The sequence below is a fragment of the Pseudomonas sp. BP6 genome (assembly GCF_017875935.1).
GTDB classification, from domain to species: Bacteria; Pseudomonadota; Gammaproteobacteria; order Pseudomonadales; family Pseudomonadaceae; genus Aquipseudomonas; species Aquipseudomonas putida_Y.
Genome location: NZ_JAGINI010000001.1, coordinates 1,625,611 through 1,645,303 on the forward strand (window position 1 = coordinate 1,625,611; position 19,693 = coordinate 1,645,303).

Annotated in this window: 19 protein-coding genes; 11 read left to right on the top strand and 8 right to left on the bottom strand. The window is 62.3% G+C overall.

Translation table 11 applies throughout. The features are described 5' to 3' along the window. The first annotated feature begins 138 nt into the window (after positions 1-138). Complete coding sequence (thpR, locus tag J3A98_RS07270; RefSeq protein WP_209964986.1) at positions 139-684, top strand: RNA 2',3'-cyclic phosphodiesterase; 546 nt, start codon at positions 139-141, stop codon at positions 682-684. Between the two features lie 27 nt (positions 685-711). On the opposite strand, the gene J3A98_RS07275 is transcribed toward thpR, so the two are convergent. Beyond that, complete coding sequence (locus tag J3A98_RS07275; protein ID WP_209964988.1) at positions 712-1,617, bottom strand: AraC family transcriptional regulator; 906 nt, start codon at positions 1,615-1,617, stop codon at positions 712-714. Positions 1,618-1,798: 181 nt separating this feature from the next. Between J3A98_RS07275 and calA the strand changes: the two genes are divergently transcribed. Next, on the top strand, positions 1,799-2,851 hold the full coding sequence (gene calA, locus J3A98_RS07280; protein ID WP_209964990.1) for a vanillin reductase: 1,053 nt from the start codon (positions 1,799-1,801) through the stop codon (positions 2,849-2,851). A gap of 110 nt (positions 2,852-2,961) precedes the next feature. Here the strand turns inward: calA and J3A98_RS07285 are convergent, their stop codons facing one another. Continuing rightward, positions 2,962-4,278 (bottom strand): hypothetical protein, encoded by a 1,317-nt coding sequence (locus J3A98_RS07285; RefSeq protein ID WP_209964992.1) that lies wholly within the window; start codon positions 4,276-4,278, stop codon positions 2,962-2,964. A gap of 205 nt (positions 4,279-4,483) precedes the next feature. On the opposite strand from J3A98_RS07285, the gene J3A98_RS07290 reads away from it, so the two are divergent. After that, entirely contained in the window at positions 4,484-5,683 is a 1,200-nt protein-coding gene (locus tag J3A98_RS07290; RefSeq protein WP_209964994.1) for a sugar transporter, read from the top strand. A gap of 32 nt (positions 5,684-5,715) precedes the next feature. On the opposite strand, the gene J3A98_RS07295 is transcribed toward J3A98_RS07290, so the two are convergent. From J3A98_RS07295 to J3A98_RS07305, 3 genes are read right to left on the bottom strand one after another with little or no spacing between them, the layout of a single operon-like run. Continuing rightward, complete coding sequence (locus J3A98_RS07295) at positions 5,716-6,300, bottom strand: LysE family transporter (protein ID WP_209964996.1); 585 nt, start codon at positions 6,298-6,300, stop codon at positions 5,716-5,718. Positions 6,301-6,350: 50 nt separating this feature from the next. Next, complete coding sequence (locus J3A98_RS07300) at positions 6,351-7,181, bottom strand: AraC family transcriptional regulator (RefSeq protein WP_209964999.1); 831 nt, start codon at positions 7,179-7,181, stop codon at positions 6,351-6,353. A 48-nt stretch (positions 7,182-7,229) separates the two neighbouring features. Continuing rightward, positions 7,230-8,153, bottom strand: coding sequence for a LysR family transcriptional regulator (locus tag J3A98_RS07305; protein WP_101196124.1), 924 nt, complete (start codon positions 8,151-8,153; stop codon positions 7,230-7,232). 103 nt (positions 8,154-8,256) lie between these two features. Between J3A98_RS07305 and J3A98_RS07310 the strand changes: the two genes are divergently transcribed. From J3A98_RS07310 to J3A98_RS07320, 3 genes are all read left to right on the top strand, one after another. Beyond that, complete coding sequence (locus J3A98_RS07310) at positions 8,257-8,910, top strand: oxygen-insensitive NAD(P)H-dependent nitroreductase NfsB (protein ID WP_014591578.1); 654 nt, start codon at positions 8,257-8,259, stop codon at positions 8,908-8,910. A 142-nt stretch (positions 8,911-9,052) separates the two neighbouring features. After that, on the top strand, positions 9,053-9,502 hold the full coding sequence (locus J3A98_RS07315) for an antitoxin Xre/MbcA/ParS toxin-binding domain-containing protein (protein WP_003250525.1): 450 nt from the start codon (positions 9,053-9,055) through the stop codon (positions 9,500-9,502). Continuing rightward, positions 9,499-9,936: an RES family NAD+ phosphorylase gene (locus J3A98_RS07320; RefSeq protein WP_209965002.1), complete on the top strand. Its 438-nt coding sequence runs from the start codon at positions 9,499-9,501 to the stop codon at positions 9,934-9,936. The genes J3A98_RS07315 and J3A98_RS07320 overlap by 4 nt, the downstream gene beginning before the upstream one ends. 7 nt (positions 9,937-9,943) lie before the next feature. On the opposite strand, the gene J3A98_RS07325 is transcribed toward J3A98_RS07320, so the two are convergent. After that, positions 9,944-11,098 (bottom strand): aminotransferase class V-fold PLP-dependent enzyme, encoded by a 1,155-nt coding sequence (locus J3A98_RS07325; protein ID WP_209965004.1) that lies wholly within the window; start codon positions 11,096-11,098, stop codon positions 9,944-9,946. Positions 11,099-11,290: 192 nt separating this feature from the next. After that, entirely contained in the window at positions 11,291-12,217 is a 927-nt protein-coding gene (locus tag J3A98_RS07330) for a LysR family transcriptional regulator (protein WP_176683856.1), read from the bottom strand. A 140-nt stretch (positions 12,218-12,357) separates the two neighbouring features. On the opposite strand from J3A98_RS07330, the gene J3A98_RS07335 reads away from it, so the two are divergent. The 3 genes from J3A98_RS07335 (at position 12,358) to J3A98_RS07345 (ending at position 15,530) form a co-directional block, all read left to right on the top strand. Further along, complete coding sequence (locus J3A98_RS07335; protein ID WP_209965006.1) at positions 12,358-13,587, top strand: acyl-CoA dehydrogenase; 1,230 nt, start codon at positions 12,358-12,360, stop codon at positions 13,585-13,587. Between the two features lie 163 nt (positions 13,588-13,750). Continuing rightward, positions 13,751-15,148 (top strand): PAAR domain-containing protein, encoded by a 1,398-nt coding sequence (locus J3A98_RS07340; RefSeq protein WP_209965009.1) that lies wholly within the window; start codon positions 13,751-13,753, stop codon positions 15,146-15,148. Then, complete coding sequence (locus J3A98_RS07345; RefSeq protein WP_064492459.1) at positions 15,141-15,530, top strand: hypothetical protein; 390 nt, start codon at positions 15,141-15,143, stop codon at positions 15,528-15,530. The genes J3A98_RS07340 and J3A98_RS07345 overlap by 8 nt, the downstream gene beginning before the upstream one ends. Before the next feature lie 7 nt (positions 15,531-15,537). Here the strand turns inward: J3A98_RS07345 and J3A98_RS07350 are convergent, their stop codons facing one another. Continuing rightward, positions 15,538-16,602 (bottom strand): TerC family protein, encoded by a 1,065-nt coding sequence (locus J3A98_RS07350; RefSeq protein ID WP_209965011.1) that lies wholly within the window; start codon positions 16,600-16,602, stop codon positions 15,538-15,540. A gap of 321 nt (positions 16,603-16,923) precedes the next feature. Between J3A98_RS07350 and ahpC the strand changes: the two genes are divergently transcribed. Further along, positions 16,924-17,487: an alkyl hydroperoxide reductase subunit C gene (gene ahpC / locus J3A98_RS07355; RefSeq protein ID WP_176683853.1), complete on the top strand. Its 564-nt coding sequence runs from the start codon at positions 16,924-16,926 to the stop codon at positions 17,485-17,487. Positions 17,488-17,611: 124 nt separating this feature from the next. Further along, complete coding sequence (ahpF, locus tag J3A98_RS07360; protein WP_209965013.1) at positions 17,612-19,174, top strand: alkyl hydroperoxide reductase subunit F; 1,563 nt, start codon at positions 17,612-17,614, stop codon at positions 19,172-19,174. Positions 19,175-19,693: the final 519 nt, after the last annotated feature.

The window sequence follows — 19,693 nt, forward strand, 5'->3', positions numbered from 1 at the left end:
ATGGCCATGCGCCAGGGCATGAGCCCGCCAGCATAAACAATCATGGGGGTAGTTTGTACTGATTGTTACGAAACTGTGGGGCGACATTGGTGTAATACCCTACAGTCTTGCGCAAACGTTTCATGTCAGGGAGTTAGTATGGTTCAGGATATACGCCCCAGTGGTAGCCCGTTCAAGCGGCTGTTCTTCGCCTTGCCGGTCAGCGACGCCCAGCGCCGTGACCTGGCCCAGTGGCGGCGAGGGCTGAACCTGCGCAGCGGCAAACCGGTGCCGGCAGCCAACTTCCATGTCACGCTGCTGTTCCTCGGTGATGTGGACGCCGCGCAGGTGCCTGCGATTTGCGCGGCGGTCGACCAACTGGCGCTGCCAGCCTCGGCGCCGCGGCTGTTGCTCGACCGTTTGCAGGTGTGGCAACGGGCCAGCGCCCTGGTGCTGGAGGCGCAGCAGGTACCACCGGCCCTGTTGCAACTGGTGTACGGTTTGCAGCAGGCGTTGCTGCCGTTGGGGGTGGAAGCGGCCAAGCGGGAGTATCGACCGCACCTGACGCTGTCCAGGGGTTACCGCGGGCAGCCGCCCGAGGCCAGCAGCGCGCCGGCGTTTTACCTCACCACGCGACACTTCACGCTCTACGAGTCGCACAAGGGGGCTTACTGGCCATTGGCGCAGTGGCCGCTGGCGGACTGACCTGCAGGGGCCGTTCAGGTCAGGCGATTACACCGGCAGGCTCTGGTAAGGCAGTTCATCCCCCGGGCTACGTTCGAACTGACGCTTGTACTCGCGGCTGAACTGCGAGGTGCTCTGATAGCCCACCCGGTGCGCAGCCTGTGCTACGCCCAGGCCTTCGCCAATCAGCATCTGCTGCGCCTTGAGTAGCCGCAAACGCTTCAGGTACTGCATCGGCGCCATATCGGTGCAGCGCTTGAAATGTTCGTGGAAGGTGGAAACGCTCATGTTGGCACGCGTAGCCAGTGCCTCCACGCTCAGTGGCTCGCTGTAGTGCTCGCGCAGATGGGCGAGGGCGGCGCCGATGCGGGCGAAGTGCCCCTGTTGCTCCACCAGTGCCCGCAGCACACCGGTCTGGGGGCCGCGCAGGGCGGTGTACAGCACTTCGCGTACCCGCGCCGGGCCCAGCACCTTGGCGTCCAGCGGGTCGTGCAGGCAGCGCAGCAGGCGCTCCACGCTTTCGCGCATGGGCTCATCCAGTGCCGCCGACGTCATCGATTGCGGGGTTTGCGCCTGCACTTCAGCGTCCGGTGCCAGGCCCATGCTCTGCACCAACTCGCCCAGCACGCCACGGTCGATGCCCACCGCCACGCCCAACAGCGGCGCCTCGCGGGTGGCAAAGGTTTCACACATGAACGGCACCGACAACGCCTGCACCAGGTAATGCCCTGCACCGTACTCCAGGGTACGCGGCCCCAGGCGTGCCAGCTTGCTGCCTTGGGCCAGGATCATCAGGCTTGGTTCGTAGATCTGCGGGCTGCTGGCCACATAGTGGTCCCAGCTCAGCACCTGCACCTGGGGCAGGTGCGTGGGCACGAAGCCCGGGCGCGTGGTGAGGCTGCGGATCAGTGAGCAGAGCGGCGCATTGGCATCGACGTGACGGGTCAGTTGCATGGTGGACCAGGGGCAGAGAATCAGACAGCTTGATCATCGCAGATTGAGGGCGTGGCGCCAGCCATGGCTTGGCATCTTCGTAGAATCAGGCATGCATGCCGGAGAATCAGCCGTGGGCGAGGCGGCGAACGACGCGCAAAATGCGTCGCCTGAATCGTTTCACTTCACTGCGAGGCCCTGCATGTATACCGCCATCGGTTATGCCGCTCAAACCCCCACCAGCCCCCTGGCCCCCATGACGTTCCAACGCCGCAGCCCGCGCTCGGATGACGTCGCCATCGACATCCTGTACTGCGGCGTGTGCCACTCCGACATCCACCAGGCGCGCAACGAATGGGGCATTGCCGTGTACCCGCTGATGCCGGGCCACGAGATCATCGGCCGGGTCACCGCGGTGGGCGACAAGGTCACCGCGTACAACGTCGGTGACCTTGTGGGCGTTGGCTGCATGGTCGACTCGTGCCGTACCTGTGAAGCCTGCGCCAAGGACCTGGAGCAATACTGCCTGGAAGGCCCGACCATGACCTACGCCACCCCGGACCGGGTCGACGGCAGCAACACCATGGGGGGGTACTCCAGCAGCATCGTGGTCAGCGAGCACTTCGTGGTGCGCATACCGGCCGGCATGGACCTGCCCAGCGCTGCACCTATTCTGTGTGCCGGCATCACCACCTATTCGCCGCTCAAGCACCACGGCGTTGGCCCCGGCCACAAGATCGGCATCCTCGGCATGGGCGGCCTGGGCCACATGGGCATCAAACTGGCCAAGGCCCTGGGGGCGGAGGTGACCCTGTTCACGCGCTCTCAGGCCAAGGCCGAGGAAGCGCGCCGCCAGGGGGCCGACCATGTGATCGTCTCCACCGATGCCGAGCAGATGCGCGCCGCTGCCGGCCGTTTCGATTTCCTGCTCGACACCATTCCGGTGCAGCACGACCTCAACCCGTACCTGGAAACGCTGAAGTTCGACGGTGTGCACATCCTGGTCGGCCTGATCGAACCGATCGACCCGGCATTGCATGCGGCCAACCTGGTGATGAAGCGCCGGGTGCTGGCGGGGTCGTTGATCGGGGGGATTGCCGAGACTCAGGAAGTGCTGAACTTCTGCGCCGAGCACGACATCCGTTGCGATATCGAGATGCTGGATATCCGCAACATCAACCAGGCCTATGAGCGGATGATTGCCGGTGATGTGAAGTACCGGTTCGTGATCGACATGGCCACGTTACAAGGCTGATTGATCGGTTGCCTGTACGGGCATCTTCGCGGGCAAGCCCGCTCCTGCACAGGGGTGATGTAGGGCTTGCTTGCGGTGGGGGAGGCACAGGCAGCAACGATGCAGCCGTTTTACCAGGCCATCGGCTTGTCCCAGCCCTTCCAGAACAACCATCGCCGCACCTCGCCGTGCGCGCCGGTACCGATCTGCCACTCGGGCCGCCCGCTATCCAGCGCAATCACCGAAATAACCCCCGCATGGCTCGCCGCCACCAGCGTTTGCCCGTCGGCGCTGATATCCATCGCACTGATGGTCGATCCCAGGTAGTGCTGCCAGTGCTCCGTACCCTTTTCGCCAAACGCCCGCAGGTAGCCATAGGCATCACCCACAATGTACTCGCCATCGCGCGCAACCCCTGCATACACCCTTGCGCCCTCCTGCACCAGCGGGGTACGCGGGTCCTGGCTGTAGTAATCGGTATCCAGCCCGTGCAGGTCTGCCACCCTCACGGCCAGCGTGGCACCGCTGTAGAAATGGCAGGCATTGACGATCAACTGGTCACCGGCGCGGTTGAACAAGGCAAAGTGCGGGTATTCGCTGCCCGGGCCGATGTGCGCCAGCGGCTTGAGCTGTTCGTTCAGAACAAGGTGCCGGCTGCCTTGCTCACCCACGACGATCAGCCGGCCATCCGCCGACACTGCACCATGCTCCATGCTCAGCCCCAGGCTGATGTCGTCCGGGTCGGTGCCCTCGGCCAGCTCTTCGAGCACGCGTGCCTGCTGTGGCAGCAGGCGAGTCGCACCTTGAGTGGCCAGCACGAAGATACCTTCGGCGCTCACCAGCAGCACGCGCTGGCCATCGGGGAAGGGGATCAGCGCGGTCGGTGTGGGCGGCAGGTCGAACGGCTCGAACGGGTAACCTGGCGGCAACCCCTCCAGCCCGGTGGGCCAGGCCAGGCGTTGCACTTGCGGGCCGCCCCAGCCATCGGTCACCCGCACGCCCTCGGCATTGGCCAGGGCGAAATAGCGCCGCGCCGGGCAGCGGCCAAAGTGTTCGATGCCGATGACCGGGGTTACCCCATGGTGGTCGATACGCACCACCTGGCCCTTGTCGTATGGCATGCCGATGCGCGCCAGCAGGCTGCCATCTTCCAACAGCAGGACATTGCTGATGCCTTGGCCGTGGTCTTCGAGCAACGGTATCAGGGGGTGGTGCGCCGGTGGCCAGGCGTCGCGGAATGCCTGGCGCTGCTGTTCGTCGATGTCAGGGCGGTTGGCTGCCTGCAGGGCTGCCAGCCACGCGTCAAGCAGGTGTTTGGTGGTGGGTGCCTGCGGCTCTTCGAGGTTGTCCCAGCCGTGCGCACGGCCCTGCGCGACATAGTCGTTGACGGCCTGGGCATAGGCGGTAACTGCCTGCTGCCACTGCTGCTGGGGGGGCTGCTTGTCCATGAGCGGATCGGGCTCCTTGTTGCACACGCGTTTCATACAAAGTGCGCATGGTACTCCTTCTGCCTGTGCTGCGGTTGTGAGGCCCCCGCTTGACGCGTACCATGCCGGGCATTCCTATCCATAACAAAACGTACGTTGGCACCCCGGCAAGCGGGTCGCTGGCGTGCGGTTTGTTGCGTTGCCTGCGGAGAAGCAGTTTCCACCCATGAACGAACCCATACCCACGCACCTGCCGCCCACAACAGGCAGCGGCAGCTGGCTGAGCGTCATCGCCCTGGCCTTGGCGGCCTTCATTTTCAACACCACCGAGTTCGTCCCGGTGGCGCTGCTCAGTGACATTGGCCGCAGCTTCGACATGAGCACTGCCCAGGTCGGCCTGATGCTGACTATCTATGCCTGGATCGTGGCGCTGGCCTCGTTGCCCATGATGTTGCTGACCCGCAACATCGAACGGCGGCGTCTGCTGCTGTTCGTGTTCCTGGTGTTCATTGTCAGCCACTTGCTGTCGTGGCTTTCGCAGAGCTTCGCCATGCTGCTGGTCAGCCGTATCGGCATTGCCCTGGCGCATGCGGTGTTCTGGTCCATCACTGCCTCGCTGGCGGTGCGTGTGGCGCCGCCGGGCCAGCAGGCCAAGGCGCTGGGCCTGCTGGCCACCGGTACTACCCTGGCCATGGTCCTGGGCATCCCGCTGGGTCGTGTGGTGGGCGAGGCACTGGGCTGGCGCATCACGTTCCTGAGCATTGCCGGGGTAGCGCTAGCCACCATGCTGTGCCTGATGAAATCGCTGCCGCTGCTGCCCAGCCAGAACTCCGGTTCGTTGCGCAGCCTGCCGGTCCTGTTCAAGCGCCCGGCACTGGTCATTACCTACTTGCTGGTGACACTGGTCATTACCGCGCAGTTCACGGCCTACAGCTACATCGAACCGTTCGCCCTGCACGTAGCGCAGATCGGCGGCGACCGTACCACGCTGTTGCTGCTGTTGTTCGGCGGTGCCGGGGTTTTTGGTTCGTTGTTGTTCAGCCGCTACAGCGATCGCTTCCCGCATGGCTTCCTGGTGGGTTCGATCGGAGTACTCGCCGCGTGCCTGTTGCTGATGTTGCCGCTGTCGGGCAATTTCTATGCGTTCGCAGTGCTGAGCATGTTCTGGGGCGTGGCGATTCTCAGCTTCAGCCTGGCGCTGCAGTCCAGGACCCTGAAGCTGGCGTCCGACGCCACCGATGTGGCCATGGCGCTGTTCTCGGGTATCTACAACATCGGCATTGGCGGTGGTGCGCTGCTGGGCAGTATCGTCAGCAGCCAGATGAACGTGGCTGATATCGGCCTGGTGGGCGGCAGCGTGGCAGTGGTCGGGCTGGTACTGGCCGTTGCCAGTACCCGGCGTTTTCGCGAGGCGTTGACACGTTGAGCCGAGGCGCCCCTTGCCGGTCAAGCAGAGACTCAGGCCAATACTGCAGCCCATGCCGATATCAACAAAACCCCCGCCAACACCTGATTGAACACCCGCAACCGCCCCGGTGCCTGCAGCCACCGGGCGCTCCCCACCCCCAACACCGCCCATGCGGTCATGCTCGGTAGAGCGATCAGCCAAAACACCAGCGCCAACTGCCACACTGGCAGTGACGGCGCGGCAAATACCCCGACCACCGCCACGGCCATCAACCACACCTTGGGATTCACCACCTGCAACGAGGCCGCGCTGAGCGCACTGAAGCCTGGCGCCGTGGTCGTGTGGAGCGGGGTGGCGGCACTGCGCAGCATCTTCCACGCCAGGCTGCTCAGCCACAACACCCCGGCCCAGCTCATCAGCTGTTGCGCCAAGGGGTGACGCAGCAGCAGTTCGCCCAGCCCCAGCCCGACGAGCAGCACAATGGCTGCTGCCGCGCCACACGCCGCCACGATCGGCGCCAGGCTTGCGCGCAGGCCCCGGCGGGCGCCATGGGCCAGGATCAACAGGTTGGTCGGCCCCGGGCTGATGCTGGACACCAGGGCGAACAGAATGAAGGGCAACAACGACTGCGACATGGTTCAGGGCTCCGTAAACGCGGAGCACCATGCTCGCTGCCTGCCGGCACTCAGTCTGGAAGGTTTGAGCAGCGCCTGCGGTAGTCAGCCGGGGTCAACTGGTAGGCGCGGCGGAACCAGCGCCCCAGATGGCTCTGGTCGGCAAAGCCCAACGCCACGGCCACTTCAGCAGGTGTCTGACCTTGGGCAAGCAGGCGCCGCGCGCGGGCCAGGCGCAGCTGGATCAGGTAGGCATGGGGTGCAATGCCGAACGCTGCCTTGAACGCACGGGTCAGGCGAAAGCGGTCGATGCCGCAGGCCTGGGCCAGGTCTTCCAGGCCGATGTCGCGCTCCAGGTTGGCGTGCAGGAAGTCCCGGGCACGCTGTGCGGTCAGCGGCAGGCGCGGGTCGGGGTTGATGCGGCGGCGCCAGTGCAAGTGGCGGGTCAGGCAGGCCAGCAGATCGTCCATGGCCGTTTGCCTGACGATGCGCAAGTCCTGGCCATGCACGGCCTGGAAGGCCTGGGCGGTGGCCCGCGCCAGACGTTCGTCATGGCACAGGGTGTCGGCAAAGCTGGGCAGGCTGTCGCCTGGCGCGTGCTCGTACAGCGCGCGCAGCTGTTGGTCGAGCCAGGCGGGCTCCAGGTACAGCGTCGAATAGGTGAAGCCTTCTTCGGTGGGCGCCAGGCCATCGTGGATGTCGCCAGGCTCAAGTAAAAACACCTGCCCCGGCGTGCTGCGGTGGCGCACGCGACGGCAGTTGAACTGCTGCACGCCCTGCTCGGTCACACCGACCAGGAAGCTGTCGTGCCAGTGGGGGTCATAGGCATGCCCGACAAAATGCGCCCGGACCGACTCGATGCCGGTGTCGGCGTCTTGTTTGAAGTCGATCCAGTTGCTCATGGACGTGTACCGTGGGGTAAATCGCTACCTTAGCGCAACGCCCCCGGCTCAGTCTGGAACGATTGTGCAGCCGTTGGTCAGTGCCCGGGCGCGCAGGGCCTCGAAGCGTTCGCGCAGCCACAGGTGCAATTGCGTCACGGCAGGCGTGAGTTGCTTGCGATGAGGGCAAACCAACGTGAGCGGGGTAGACTCGCCGAGCAATTCGGGCAGGACGATTTCCAGTTCCCCGGCCGCAATATTGGCGCTGACATCCAGCCACGACTTGTAGACGATACCTTCCCCCTGGATGGCCAGGCGGCGGATGACGTCGGCATCGTCACTGACCAGCGGCCCACGCACCTGCACCGTGCGATTACCCAACTGCCACTTGTCGTACACCCGGCTGTGCTGCATGTACAGCAGGCAGGCATGCTGCTGCAGCGCGTCGGGGGTGAGCGGGCGGCCGTGGCGGGCCAGGTAGTCGGGCGAGGCCACCAGCACTCGGCGGTTCCATTCGGCCAGCGGCAGGGCGATGTAGTTGGCATCCTGATTGAGGCCATAGCGGATGGCCACATCCACAGGGTCGCGGTTGAGGTCGGCCATCTGGTCGGACAGAAAGAAGCGCAGTTGCAATGCCGGGTGGTCGCGGCGGAAAGCGCTGAGCCAGGGCAGCAGCATGTTGCGGCCCATGTCGGAAGGGGCCGACACCTGCAGAGTGCCGCGCAGGCTATTGGGGTTGCCATGCAGATCTTCATGGCCCTGGCGCAGGCTTTCCAGCACATTCAGCGCGGTTGGCAGGTAGCGCTCGCCCTCGGCGGTCAGGCGCAGGCTGCGGGTGGTGCGGGCGAACAGGCGTACATCCAGGTCGCGTTCCAGGCGTTTGATCGCGGCAGCCACCTGGCCCGGCAGCAGGCCTGCTTCATGGGCGGCGGCAGTGAAGCTGCCCAGCACGCTGCTGCGGGCAAACAGTTCGAGGTCGGTGATGCGCAGCATTTTCATTCCAGGGATGAAAGTGTTGTTACATTGTGCCGCTTTTTCTTTTTTGCTGGAAAGATAAGATGCGCGGCACATCCACTGTTCATTCCGGAGTTGTCGCATGGATACCGTATCGCTGGCCAAGCGCCGTTACACTACCAAAGCTTACGATGCCTCACGCCGCATTCCCCAAGCCACTGTCGACGCCCTGCTCGAACAACTGCGCCACAGCCCGTCGTCGGTCAATTCCCAGCCCTGGCATTTCATCGTCGCCGACACGGCCGAAGGCAAGGCCCGCCTGGCCAAGAGCACGGCGGAGGGTTATGCCTACAACACGCAGAAGCTTCTCGATGCCTCGCATGTGATCGTGTTCTGCACCCGTACCGAAATGACTGAAGAACACCTGAACGCCGTGCTCGATCAAGAGGCTGCCGATGGCCGTTTCCGTGATGAGCAAGCGCGCGCCGGGCAAAACCAGAGCCGCCGTCACTACGTCAACCTGCACCGCTTCGACCAGAAGGATGTGCAGCACTGGATGGAAAAGCAGACCTACCTGGCGTTGGGTACTGCCTTGCTGGGTGCGGCAGCGCATGGGCTGGATGCCACGCCGATCGAGGGCTTCGACAGCAAGGTCCTCGATGCCGAACTGGGCTTGCGTGAGCGTGGGTTCACCAGTGTGGTGATCCTGAGCCTGGGTTACCGCAGCGAGGCGGACTTCAATGCCGGGCTGAACAAGTCGCGGTTGCCGGCATCGCAAGTGTTCACCTTCCTGTGAGGTTTCCGGGGCCGCTTTGCGGTCCTGGCAATGCTGGCGGTCAATCTGGCAAAGCCCTGGCTTCGATTGCCCGCCCCGGCAAACTGGCAATGACCCGGCATATACCGCATACTTATCGGCAAATGCCGAAAAGGAGCGTGCCATGCTTGCCGAAGTGCTTCGCGACAACGGTTACCACGAGTACCGGGCGCGCCTGCAGGCGCTGCTGGACATTCCCGAGCTTGCCAGCGACTTCGAAATTCACACCCGCATCACCGATGGTTTTGCCGCCACCTGGTTGGTGAAACTGACCGAACGCGGTGTGCTCACGCCGGTGGAGCGCGACCAGATCATCCCGCTGCGCACGCTCAAATCCCGTATCGAGCGTGACCAACCGCTGACCGTGGATGAGAGCGACCGGCTGTTCCGCTCGGCCCACATCACCGCCATGGCAGAGGCCGTGTTCGGTGAAGCGGGCAAGGCCAAGCGCTGGCTGTCCAAGCCCAAGGAACGCTTCTCGGGGCTGACGCCGATGCAGATGCTCACCACCCAGCAAGGCACCACTCAGGTCGAAGAAATGCTGCTGCAGATTGCCGAGGGCTATGGCCTGTGATTTTGTGGCGAATCAGCGCCTATGCAGACTTGAGCGGTACGGGGGGCTTGCGTGTGAGTGGCCGCTGGCACCAGGCGGGTCGACCGGTGGTGTATGCCGCCACCAGCCCTCCCGGGGCGATGCTGGAAGTGTTGGTGCATCTGGAGATCGACCCCGAGGATTTCCCTACCACCATGCGCTTGCTTCGCATCGAACTGCCTGACACGGTTTCCCAGGCGCAGTTGCCCGCTTTGCAGCCCGGCTGGTCCGCCCAGCCTGAGTTGACCCGTACGTTGGGCAATCGCTTTCTGGATGACTGTTCGGCATTGCTGCTGCCGGTGCCAAGCGCGATCATGCCCAGCACCACCAATTACCTGTTCAACCCACGGCACCCGCAGGCGCAGAGCGCGAAAATCCTGGTTGAGGATTTCACGCCGGACAGCCGCCTGTTCTAGGGCATGGTCACCACAGTGCGGCCGATGCTGACGCCTGCACCCGGCCAAACACTTCGAGCGCCTTGTCCACGTCAGCCTCGGTGCTGAAACGGCCGATGCTCAAGCGCACACTGTTGCGTGCCTGGCGTTCATCCAGCCCCAGTGCCAGCAGCACATGCGAGGCAGCGTTGCTCGCCGAATTGCAGGCCGAGGTGGTCGACAAGGCCAGTTCGCTGGCCAGCGCAGTGCTGTTGAAGCCTTTGCTGTCGATGCACAGGTTCAAGGTATGGGGAATACGTTGCTTGGCGCAGCCATTCAGGGTAACGCCGGGCATGGCCAGCAGGCCTGTGCGCAGGCGTCTTGCCAATTGCTCAAGGCGCTGGTACTCGCTGTCGCCGGGTTGGCCGGCCAAGGCAAAGGCGCTGCCCATGCCAGCGATCTGATGGGTCGCCAGGGTGCCGGAACGCAAGCCTTGCTCATGGCCGCCGCCGTGCATCTGGGCACGCATCAGCGCGCGGGCGCGTGGCCCTACATACAGCGCACCGATACCTTTGGGCCCGTAGACCTTGTGCGCCGAAAAAGACATCAGGTCCACGGCCATCTTATGCAGGTCGATAGCCAGTTTGCCCACAGCCTGCGCGGCATCCACGTGCAGCAGGGCACCGTGGGCACGCACCTGCTCGCCGATCGCGGCAAAGTCGGTGACCGTACCCAGTTCGTTGTTGACCGCCATCAGCGATACCAGGCGGGTGTCAGCGCGCAACGCTGCCTGTACGCTTGTAGGCTGGATCAGGCCGTCGGCATCCGCTGCCAGGCGCGTAACGGCCCAGCCCTGGCGTTCCAGTTCGGCCACGGTGTCAAGCACGGCCTTGTGTTCCAGCTGGCTGGTGATCAGGTGTCCGGGCTGGCCGATGCCTTGGGCAATACCCTTGAGCGCCAGGTTGTTGGACTCGGTTGCGCCCGAGGTCCACACCAGTTGCTCGGATTGCGCACCGACGCACTCGGCTACTTGCTGACGGGCCTGTTCCACGGTGTGACGTGCAGCTTGGCCGTAGGCGTGGCCGCTGGACGCCGGGTTGCCGAAGTTGGCCTGGTTTCCCAGGCAGGCGAGCATGGTTTCGATGACCCGGTCGTCGACCGGGGTTGTGGCGGCGTAATCGAAGTAGAGCGGGGCGCTAGGCATTGGGGCGGGTCCGTGTCAGTGGCCGTGAAATCGTTAATCATTGACGTAAGCGTACCCGCCAGCAGCGAGATATTTTTCCCTTCCCTTGTTCGATTCTCGGTTCTTGTAGAAAAAAAATCTCTACGGAATAAATTTACGGGAATTTTCTACTTTCTTTGCTGAGGAGCCATGAATGGCTCCGCGCCAGCTTTTTCAGGCGGGCTCCAGCGCCTTCTCTTCCTCGGCCACCACGCGCTCGCACAATTCGGTGATCTGCTCGCGCATCCAGCGGTTGGCCGGGTCCTGGTCGGTGCTTTCATGCCAGTACAGGTGCGTTTCCAGTGCAGGCACCTCCACCGGCAGCGCCTGATAACGCAACTGATGGCGACGGGCGAAGCGCTCGGGAACCGTCATCGCCATGTCGGTCTGCTGCAACACCTGCGACGCCATGAGGTAGTGTTGCGAACGCAGAGCGACCTTGCGTTGAACCCCCATCTTGCCCAGCGCCAGGTCGACGTAACCCAGGCCGTTGCGCCGGCTGGAGATATGGATATGGGTCATGCCCAGGTAGCTGTCGAGGGTCAGCTTGCTGTCGGCCAGCGGGTGGCCCTGGCGCAGGGCGCAGACATAGCGGTCCTGCATCAGTTTGATGTGGCGCACCTGCGGATCGGTGTTCAGTGGCGCGTCGATGGCAAAGTCCAGGCGGCCGGCGGCGAGTTCCTTGGTGGTCTCGCGGCGCTTGCACAGGAAGCTCTCGATCATTACCGCCGGTGCCAGGCGGCGCAGGCGCTGGAACAGCGGCGGCAAGATGACCGCCTCGGTCAGGTCGGTCATGCTGATGCGGAAGGTCTTGTTGGCCTGCTGCGGGTTGAACGTGCGGCTTTCCTGCACCGAGGTCCGCAGCAGCGCCAGGGCGTTGCGCACCGGACCGATGATGTTCTGCGCCATGGGTGTGGGCACCATGCCTTGCGCGGTGCGCACGAACAGCGGGTCATTGAAGGTTTCGCGCAGGCGCGACAGGGCATTGGACACTGCCGGCTGGGTAATGCCGACGATCTGCCCGGCGCGGGTCAGGTTGGCTTCGGTGTAGATCGCATCGAACACGATGAACAGGTTGAGGTCGACCTTGGTGAGGTTCATGGGCGCCGCTCTTTGTTGGAATTATCGGTCGATCATATATCGGTTATGAATGTTTATACACGCGGAAAATAGACTAGGTGGATGGAGCAATGCTGCTCTAGGCTCTGCCCCACGTACTCCGAACTGTGAAGGTAGCCCAGATGGATTTCGCCTATTCGCCCAAGGTCCAGGCACTGCGCGAGCGTGTCACTGCGTTCATGGACGCTCATGTCTACCCCGCCGAGGCCGTGTTCGAGCGCCAGGTCGCCGAGGGTGACCGCTGGCAGCCCACTGCAATCATGGAGGAGCTCAAGGCCAAGGCCCGCGCCGAAGGGCTGTGGAACCTGTTCTTGCCAGAGTCGGAATACGGCGCCGGCCTGAGCAACCTGGAGTACGCACCGCTGGCAGAAATCATGGGCCGCTCGTTGCTCGGGCCGGAGCCGTTCAACTGCTCGGCGCCGGACACCGGCAACATGGAAGTGCTGGTGCGCTATGGCAGCGAGGCGCAGAAACGCCAGTGGCTGGAGCCGCTGCTGCGTGGCGAGATCCGCTCGGCGTTTGCCATGACCGAACCGGACGTGGCCTCCTCGGACGCCACCAACATGGCTGCGACCGCCATACGTGACGGTGACGAGTGGGTGATCAACGGCCGCAAGTGGTGGACTTCCGGCGCCTGCGACCCGCGCTGCAAGGTCATGATCTTCATGGGCCTGTCTGACCCTGAAGGGCCACGCCACCAGCAGCATTCCATGGTGCTGGTGCCTACCGACACGCCGGGCGTGAAGATCGTCCGCCCGCTGCCGGTGTTCGGTTATGACGATGCGCCCCATGGTCATGCCGAAGTCCTTTTCGAGAATGTGCGGGTGCCGTACGAAAACGTGATCCTTGGCGAAGGCCGCGGCTTCGAAATTGCCCAGGGCCGACTGGGCCCAGGCCGTATCCACCACTGCATGCGCTCGATCGGCATGGCCGAGCGCGCGCTGGAGCTGATGTGCAAGCGCTCGGTGGAGCGTACTGCCTTTGGTCGGCCACTGGCACGCTTGGGCGGCAACGTCGACAAGATCGCCGACTCGCGCATGGAAATCGACATGGCCCGGCTGCTGACGCTCAAAGCGGCCTACATGATGGACACCGTCGGCAACAAGGTGGCCCGTAGCGAGATCGCCCAGATCAAGGTGGTGGCGCCGAACGTGGCATTGAACGTGATCGACCGGGCTATCCAGCTACATGGCGGGGCAGGGGTAAGCGGCGATTTCCCGCTGGCCTACATGTATGCCATGCAGCGCACCCTGCGCCTGGCTGACGGGCCGGATGAAGTGCACCGGGCGGCGATTGGCAAATACGAAATTGGCAAGTATGTGCCGGTGGAGATGTTGCGTAGCGGGCGGTGAACGCGTCAGCCTGCGCCGGCCCATTCGCGATCAAACCCGCGCCTGCAGTGATTGCGCAAAGTCCTGCAACTTGTAGGACGTATCTGAATTTTGGCTGAGGCCACTTGAATCTCCCTTGCTGGTGATAGGTTTCCAACCTGGATCAAGTACAGGGAGTTCATATATGCGCGTCAATCTAGAGGGGAAAGGTCAGGCGGTAGATGGCGATGTCACCACAACGGGTGCTGTCTGTATTGCTACGGGGGCCGGCTATCTAGACGAAGGCCGAATGGTGCTCCGTGAAGGCGACCACACCACGCCATGCCCTCTTTGTGGGCAGGCGGGAACTGTCGCCGAAGGTGTGGATCACTTTATTTCAGATGGCCAGCGGGTGGCTATGGATGGTGCGTTGGTTGTCTGTGGCTGTTCGCCGGGCACCAACCGGGTAGTCGCGCCCTTGTATGAGGCTCCGCCGTCCATGCACTCCATTGCAGGGCGTGCCAATACCCACGCTGCCGAGCTGTCACCCACCTTCAACCCCGAGCGCTTCTCCCAACCGGTAATAGGTGCACTGCCTGGTTCGCTGGAGCCTGGCTTCTACGTGGTTCCACGACGCATGTCGTTTCCCCAGATACTGCTTCAACTGGCCGGTCACGATTCCACGTTGCCGGTCTCACGGTTACAGCGGCTCAACCCCACGTATGCGCAAGGGTTCAAAGCTGGGGAAATCTTCGTTATCGGTGATCCTGACAATGGAAATGCCTGCAAGCGCGAAGAGGGAGAGCTTATGGCGGCTGCGCAGCATGCGCGGCGTGCGCTGGAGGCACTCGACTACGTCGAAGCGGATTTCATGATGCAGCACCAGGCCGAAATCGCCGGCTTGCTCAGCAACGCCAGTCTGTCCATGGGCGTGGGCAAGGACATGCTGGATCAAGGCTTGAAACAAGTAAGCAATACCTTGACCAGCATCGAGCAATTGCACCAGCGTGAGTTCATGCACCATGGCCATTTGAATAGTCCGGGTTTCTTCGCCGAGCGCAGGCGGTTGTTGCAGCAACTGGATGGCCAGTTGAAAGCGGCGTTGCTTAATAAGCAACTGAATCTGGGGAGCTATGAGCGGCTGAAGAAGAGCTTGAGTATCTCTACCAAGAGCCTGGTGCACCATTGGTCGAAAGCGGGCGGACCGGGGCAGATTCCGGGGTATGCGACACATCTTGAGAAGGTGGCGCGGTTAAGTAAGTACCTTCAATACGGAGGGTATGCAGCGATTGGGCTGGGCGGGACCTCGTCTTATCTGAAAGTAAAAGAAGTCTGTCGGGCCGGGGAGACTCGTGCTTGTCGAAAGGTTCGGTTTACTGAAGCGGGAAATTTTGTAGGGGGTCTAACGGGAGGGTTGGTAGGCGCCTCTGGTGGAGGTGCTGCAGCAGCTGCGTTATGCGGTATTTTTGCGGTGGGTACCGGTGGGTTTGGTGCAGTGTGCGGGATTGCGATCGTTGGCGCCGCCTCTTCTGCAGGCGCTATTGGTATTGGCGCCCTCGGAGAGCAAACCGGTGAACTCCTTCATGAGGTGACTGATGATTGACTTTGACAATTGGTCCCCATTGTTGCAAATAGGATTCCTGATTGCGCCTTTCGTTCTGGGCCTTGCGGGGATCGCTATCAATGTGAAAATTGCTTTGTCGAGTGATTTTGATGTCGCCCTTTCAGCGATCACGAGCAACCCCTATCTTGAGCAGATGAAACCCGTATGGGGCGGACGAAACCTAAGGCATCGATGCCTACTGATGAGTACAGTAAGCGCTTTGGTCACATTCCCTAGGTTACATTCACGCCTCGGATGGTTGAACGAAGCGGAGCTTGACAATTTTCCCCCAAAGTTGAGGCGAGATATGGGAGCAGCCCTTTGGTTGATCTTGATTGCCTCACTTTGGGGAGCGGTTGGTTACTTCATCATCAAGCAATGATTGCAACTCAGACCCGTAACTGTGGGTCATTCTTTTTTTGTCCCGTTGTTTTCTTCTCGTTAGCTGCTTTTTCTATCGTCTTGTCGTCTTTATTCAACGTCTGCCCCCGCGTCTTGATCAACGAAATCACCACCCCACCCAGCAACAACCCGAATGTCACGCCCAACGACAGCAGCGCCGGCACCTTGCCCACCATGCCGTGGTAGAAAATCTTGCAGCCAATGAAGATCAACACCAGCGCCAGTGCGTACTTGAGGTAAACGAACCGGTGCATCAGCGCCGCCAGCGCGAAATACAGCGAGCGCAGGCCGAGGATGGCGAAGATGTTGGAGGTGTAGACGATGAACGGGTCCTGGGTGATGGCGAAGATCGCCGGCACGCTGTCGACGGCAAACACCAGGTCGGCCAGTTCGATCAGTACCAGCGCCAGAAACAGCGGGGTGGCATAACGCAGCGCCTTGCTGTGCCCGGGCGGGGTCTGGCGTACGAAGAAGTGCGAGCCATGGATCTGGTCGGTAACCCGCATGTGCCGCCGCACGAACTTGAGGATCGGGTTGTTGGCCAGGTCCGGGCGGCTGTCTTCCTTCGACAGCGCCATCTTCACCCCGGTAAACAGCAGGAAGGCACCGAAGATGTACAGCACCCAGGCAAAGTTCTGTACCAGCGCCGCGCCCACGCCGATCATGATGGCCCGCAGGAACACCACGCCCAGGATGCCCCAGAACAGCACGCGGTGCTGGTAGCGACGGGGGATGGCGAAGTAGCTGAAGATCATCGCCATGACGAACACGTTGTCCATCGACAGCGACTGTTCGACCAGGAAGCCGGTGTAGAACTCCAGCGCAGACTGCGCACCCAACTGGTACCAGACCCCCGCGCCGAACAGCACACCGACACTGAAATAGCCCGAATACAGCAGCAGGCTCTCGCGCATTTCAATTTCCCGGTCGTGGCGGTGCAGCACGCCCAGGTCGAGCACCAGCAAACCGATGACGATGGCCATGAACACCAGCCACAACCAGGCGCTGGTACCGAGGACAGGTGTTGTGAGGAATGCTTGCAGAGCTGTCATGAGCCCCTCCTTGAATGTCGACGTTGCATGGCAACAGTGATCCGACATGGCGGCTTGGCAGCCGTCAGAGGGGCCCGGTATCACATGAGCTTGAGCCTAGACCCGTTTGCCAGTGGTGCCGAATGGGTAGCTGTTACATTTCTTTGCCAGTGCAGCGCTCAAGCCCGCAATCCTTTGCTCAGCCCTTTCCCTTCTATTAAATAACCCCGGTTATAGCCAAAACCAATCGAAAGCATGAGCTTTGCCAATGAGCCTTCCGCGGGATGATTAGTTAGGATTCTATCCATCAACTGATTCCAACCCCATGAAGGAGCGTCTCTCATGCCAATCATCAACAGCCAGGTCAAACCCTTCAACGCCACCGCCTACCACAAAGGCGAGTTCGTTCAGGTCAGCGAAGCCGATCTGAAAGGCAAGTGGTCTGTCGTGTTCTTCTACCCGGCCGACTTCACCTTCGTTTGCCCGACCGAGCTGGGTGACCTTGCTGACAACTACGCCGAGTTCCAGAAGCTGGGCGTGGAAATTTACGGTGTTTCCACCGATACCCACTTCACTCACAAAGCCTGGCACGACACTTCGGACACCATCGGCAAGATCCAATACCCGCTGATCGGTGACCCGACTCACGTCATTTCGCGCAACTTCGACGTGCTGATCGAAGAAGCCGGCCTGGCCGACCGCGGTACCTTCGTGATCAACCCGGACGGCCAGATCAAGATCGTCGAGCTGAACGACGGTGGTGTAGGCCGTGATGCTGCCGAACTGCTGCGCAAGGTCAAGGCTGCCCAGTACGTTGCCGCTCACCCAGGCGAAGTGTGCCCGGCCAAGTGGAAAGAAGGCGAAGCCACTCTGGCGCCGTCGCTGGACCTCGTAGGCAAGATCTAAGGTCATGCCCACAGCGCGGGCGGTAAGCAGCCGCCAAAGCTGAAATACCCACCGCCCCGTCAAACGCCCGGGCGACCTCGCCTGGGCGTTTTTGTATCCGAGTTTTGAAAAAGGAATCGCCCGTATGTTGGACGCCACGCTTAAATCGCAACTGAAAACCTACCTGGAGCGGGTCACCCAGCCGATCGAGATCGTTGCCTCCCTCGACGACGGCGCGAAGTCCCGCGAATTGCACGACCTGCTGGTGGAAATTGCCGGCCTGTCGAACCTCATTACCTTCAGCGCGGAGGGTACCGATGCCCGTCGCCCTTCGTTCTCGCTGAACCGCCCGGGTGCCGATATCAGCCTGCGCTTCGCCGGCATCCCCATGGGCCACGAGTTCACCTCGTTGGTGCTGGCGCTGCTGCAAGTCGGCGGCCATCCGTCAAAGGCCAGTGCCGAAGTGATCGAGCAGATCCAGGCCCTGGAAGGCGAATTCAACTTCGAAACCTACTTCTCGCTGTCGTGCCAGAACTGCCCGGACGTCGTCCAGGCACTGAACCTGATGGCGGTACTCAACCCCAACGTGCGCCATGTGGCTATCGACGGTGCGCTGTTCCAGGAAGAAGTGGAATCGCGCAAGATCATGGCGGTACCGAGTATCTACCTCAACGGTGAAGTGTTTGGTCAGGGCCGTATGGGCCTGGAAGAAATCATTGGCAAGATCGACACAAACGCCGGCGCCCGCCAGGCCGAGAAGATCAACGCCAAGGATGCCTTTGACGTGCTGGTTGTCGGCGGTGGCCCCGCTGGCGCCGCTGCTGCCATCTACGCTGCCCGCAAGGGCATCCGCACCGGTGTTGCTGCCGAGCGCTTCGGCGGCCAGGTGCTCGATACACTGGCCATCGAGAACTTCATCTCGGTGCAGGAAACCGAAGGACCGAAGCTGGCCACGGCGCTGGAAGAGCACGTCAAGCAGTACGACGTCGACATCATGAACCTGCAGCGCGGTGAAGCGCTGATTCCTGCTGCCGAGGGCGGTCTGCACGAAGTGCGTCTGGCGGGGGGCGCTTCGCTGAAGGCCAAGACTGTGATCCTGGCCACCGGCGCCCGCTGGCGCGAAATGAACGTGCCAGGTGAGCAGGAGTACCGCGGCCGCGGCGTGGCCTACTGCCCGCACTGTGACGGCCCGCTGTTCAAGGGTAAACGCGTGGCGGTGATTGGCGGCGGCAACTCGGGTGTGGAGGCGGCCATCGACCTGGCCGGTATCGTCGCCCAGGTGACGCTGATCGAGTTCGACAGCCAGCTGCGTGCCGATGCGGTGTTGCAACGCAAGCTGCACAGCCTGCCGAACGTCAACGTGATCACCAGCGCGCTGACCACCGAGGTGCTGGGCAATGGCGAGAAGGTGACCGGCCTGCGCTACAAGGACCGCACCACGGATGAACAGCACGAAGTGGCACTGGAAGGCATCTTCGTGCAGATTGGCCTGTTGCCCAATACTGACTGGCTGAAGGGCACCGTCGAGCTGTCGCCGCGTGGCGAAATCATTGTCGACGCCAAGGGCCAGACCAGCATCCCGGGAGTGTTTGCCGCAGGTGACGTGACTACCGTGCCGTACAAGCAGATCGTCATTGCGGTGGGTGAGGGGGCCAAGGCATCGCTGGCGGCCTTTGACCACCTGATTCGGACTTCGGCGCCGGCGTAAGCCTGTACCGGCCCTTTCGCGGCTAAAGCCGCTCTCGCAGGAGTGCGCAGTTGTTGAAACTGTGAAGATCCCCGTAGGAGCGGGTTTACCCGCGAAGAGGCCGGCCCTGCTGGCCAATTTCCACCCGCCGTTCACCGTTGCCGCTGCGACCGTATTCGCGGGTAAACCCGCTCCTACACAGATTGGTGGTGGACACACATCGGGAGTTGGACACAGGCCGTCGTGTAGGAGCGGGTTCACCCGCGAAGAGGCCGGGCCTGCTGGCCAATTTCCACCCGTCGTTCACCGTTGCCGCCGCTACCGTATTCGCGGGTAAACCCGCTCCTACGCAGATTGGTGGTGGACACACATCGGAGGCCGGGCCTGCTGGCCAATTTCCACCCGCCGTTCACCGTTGCCGCTGCGACCGTATTCGCGGGTAAACCCGCTCCTACACAGATTGGTGGTGGACACACATCGGGAGTTGGACACAGACCGCTGTAGGAGCGGGTTTACCCGCGAAAGGGCCGGTTCAAGCAA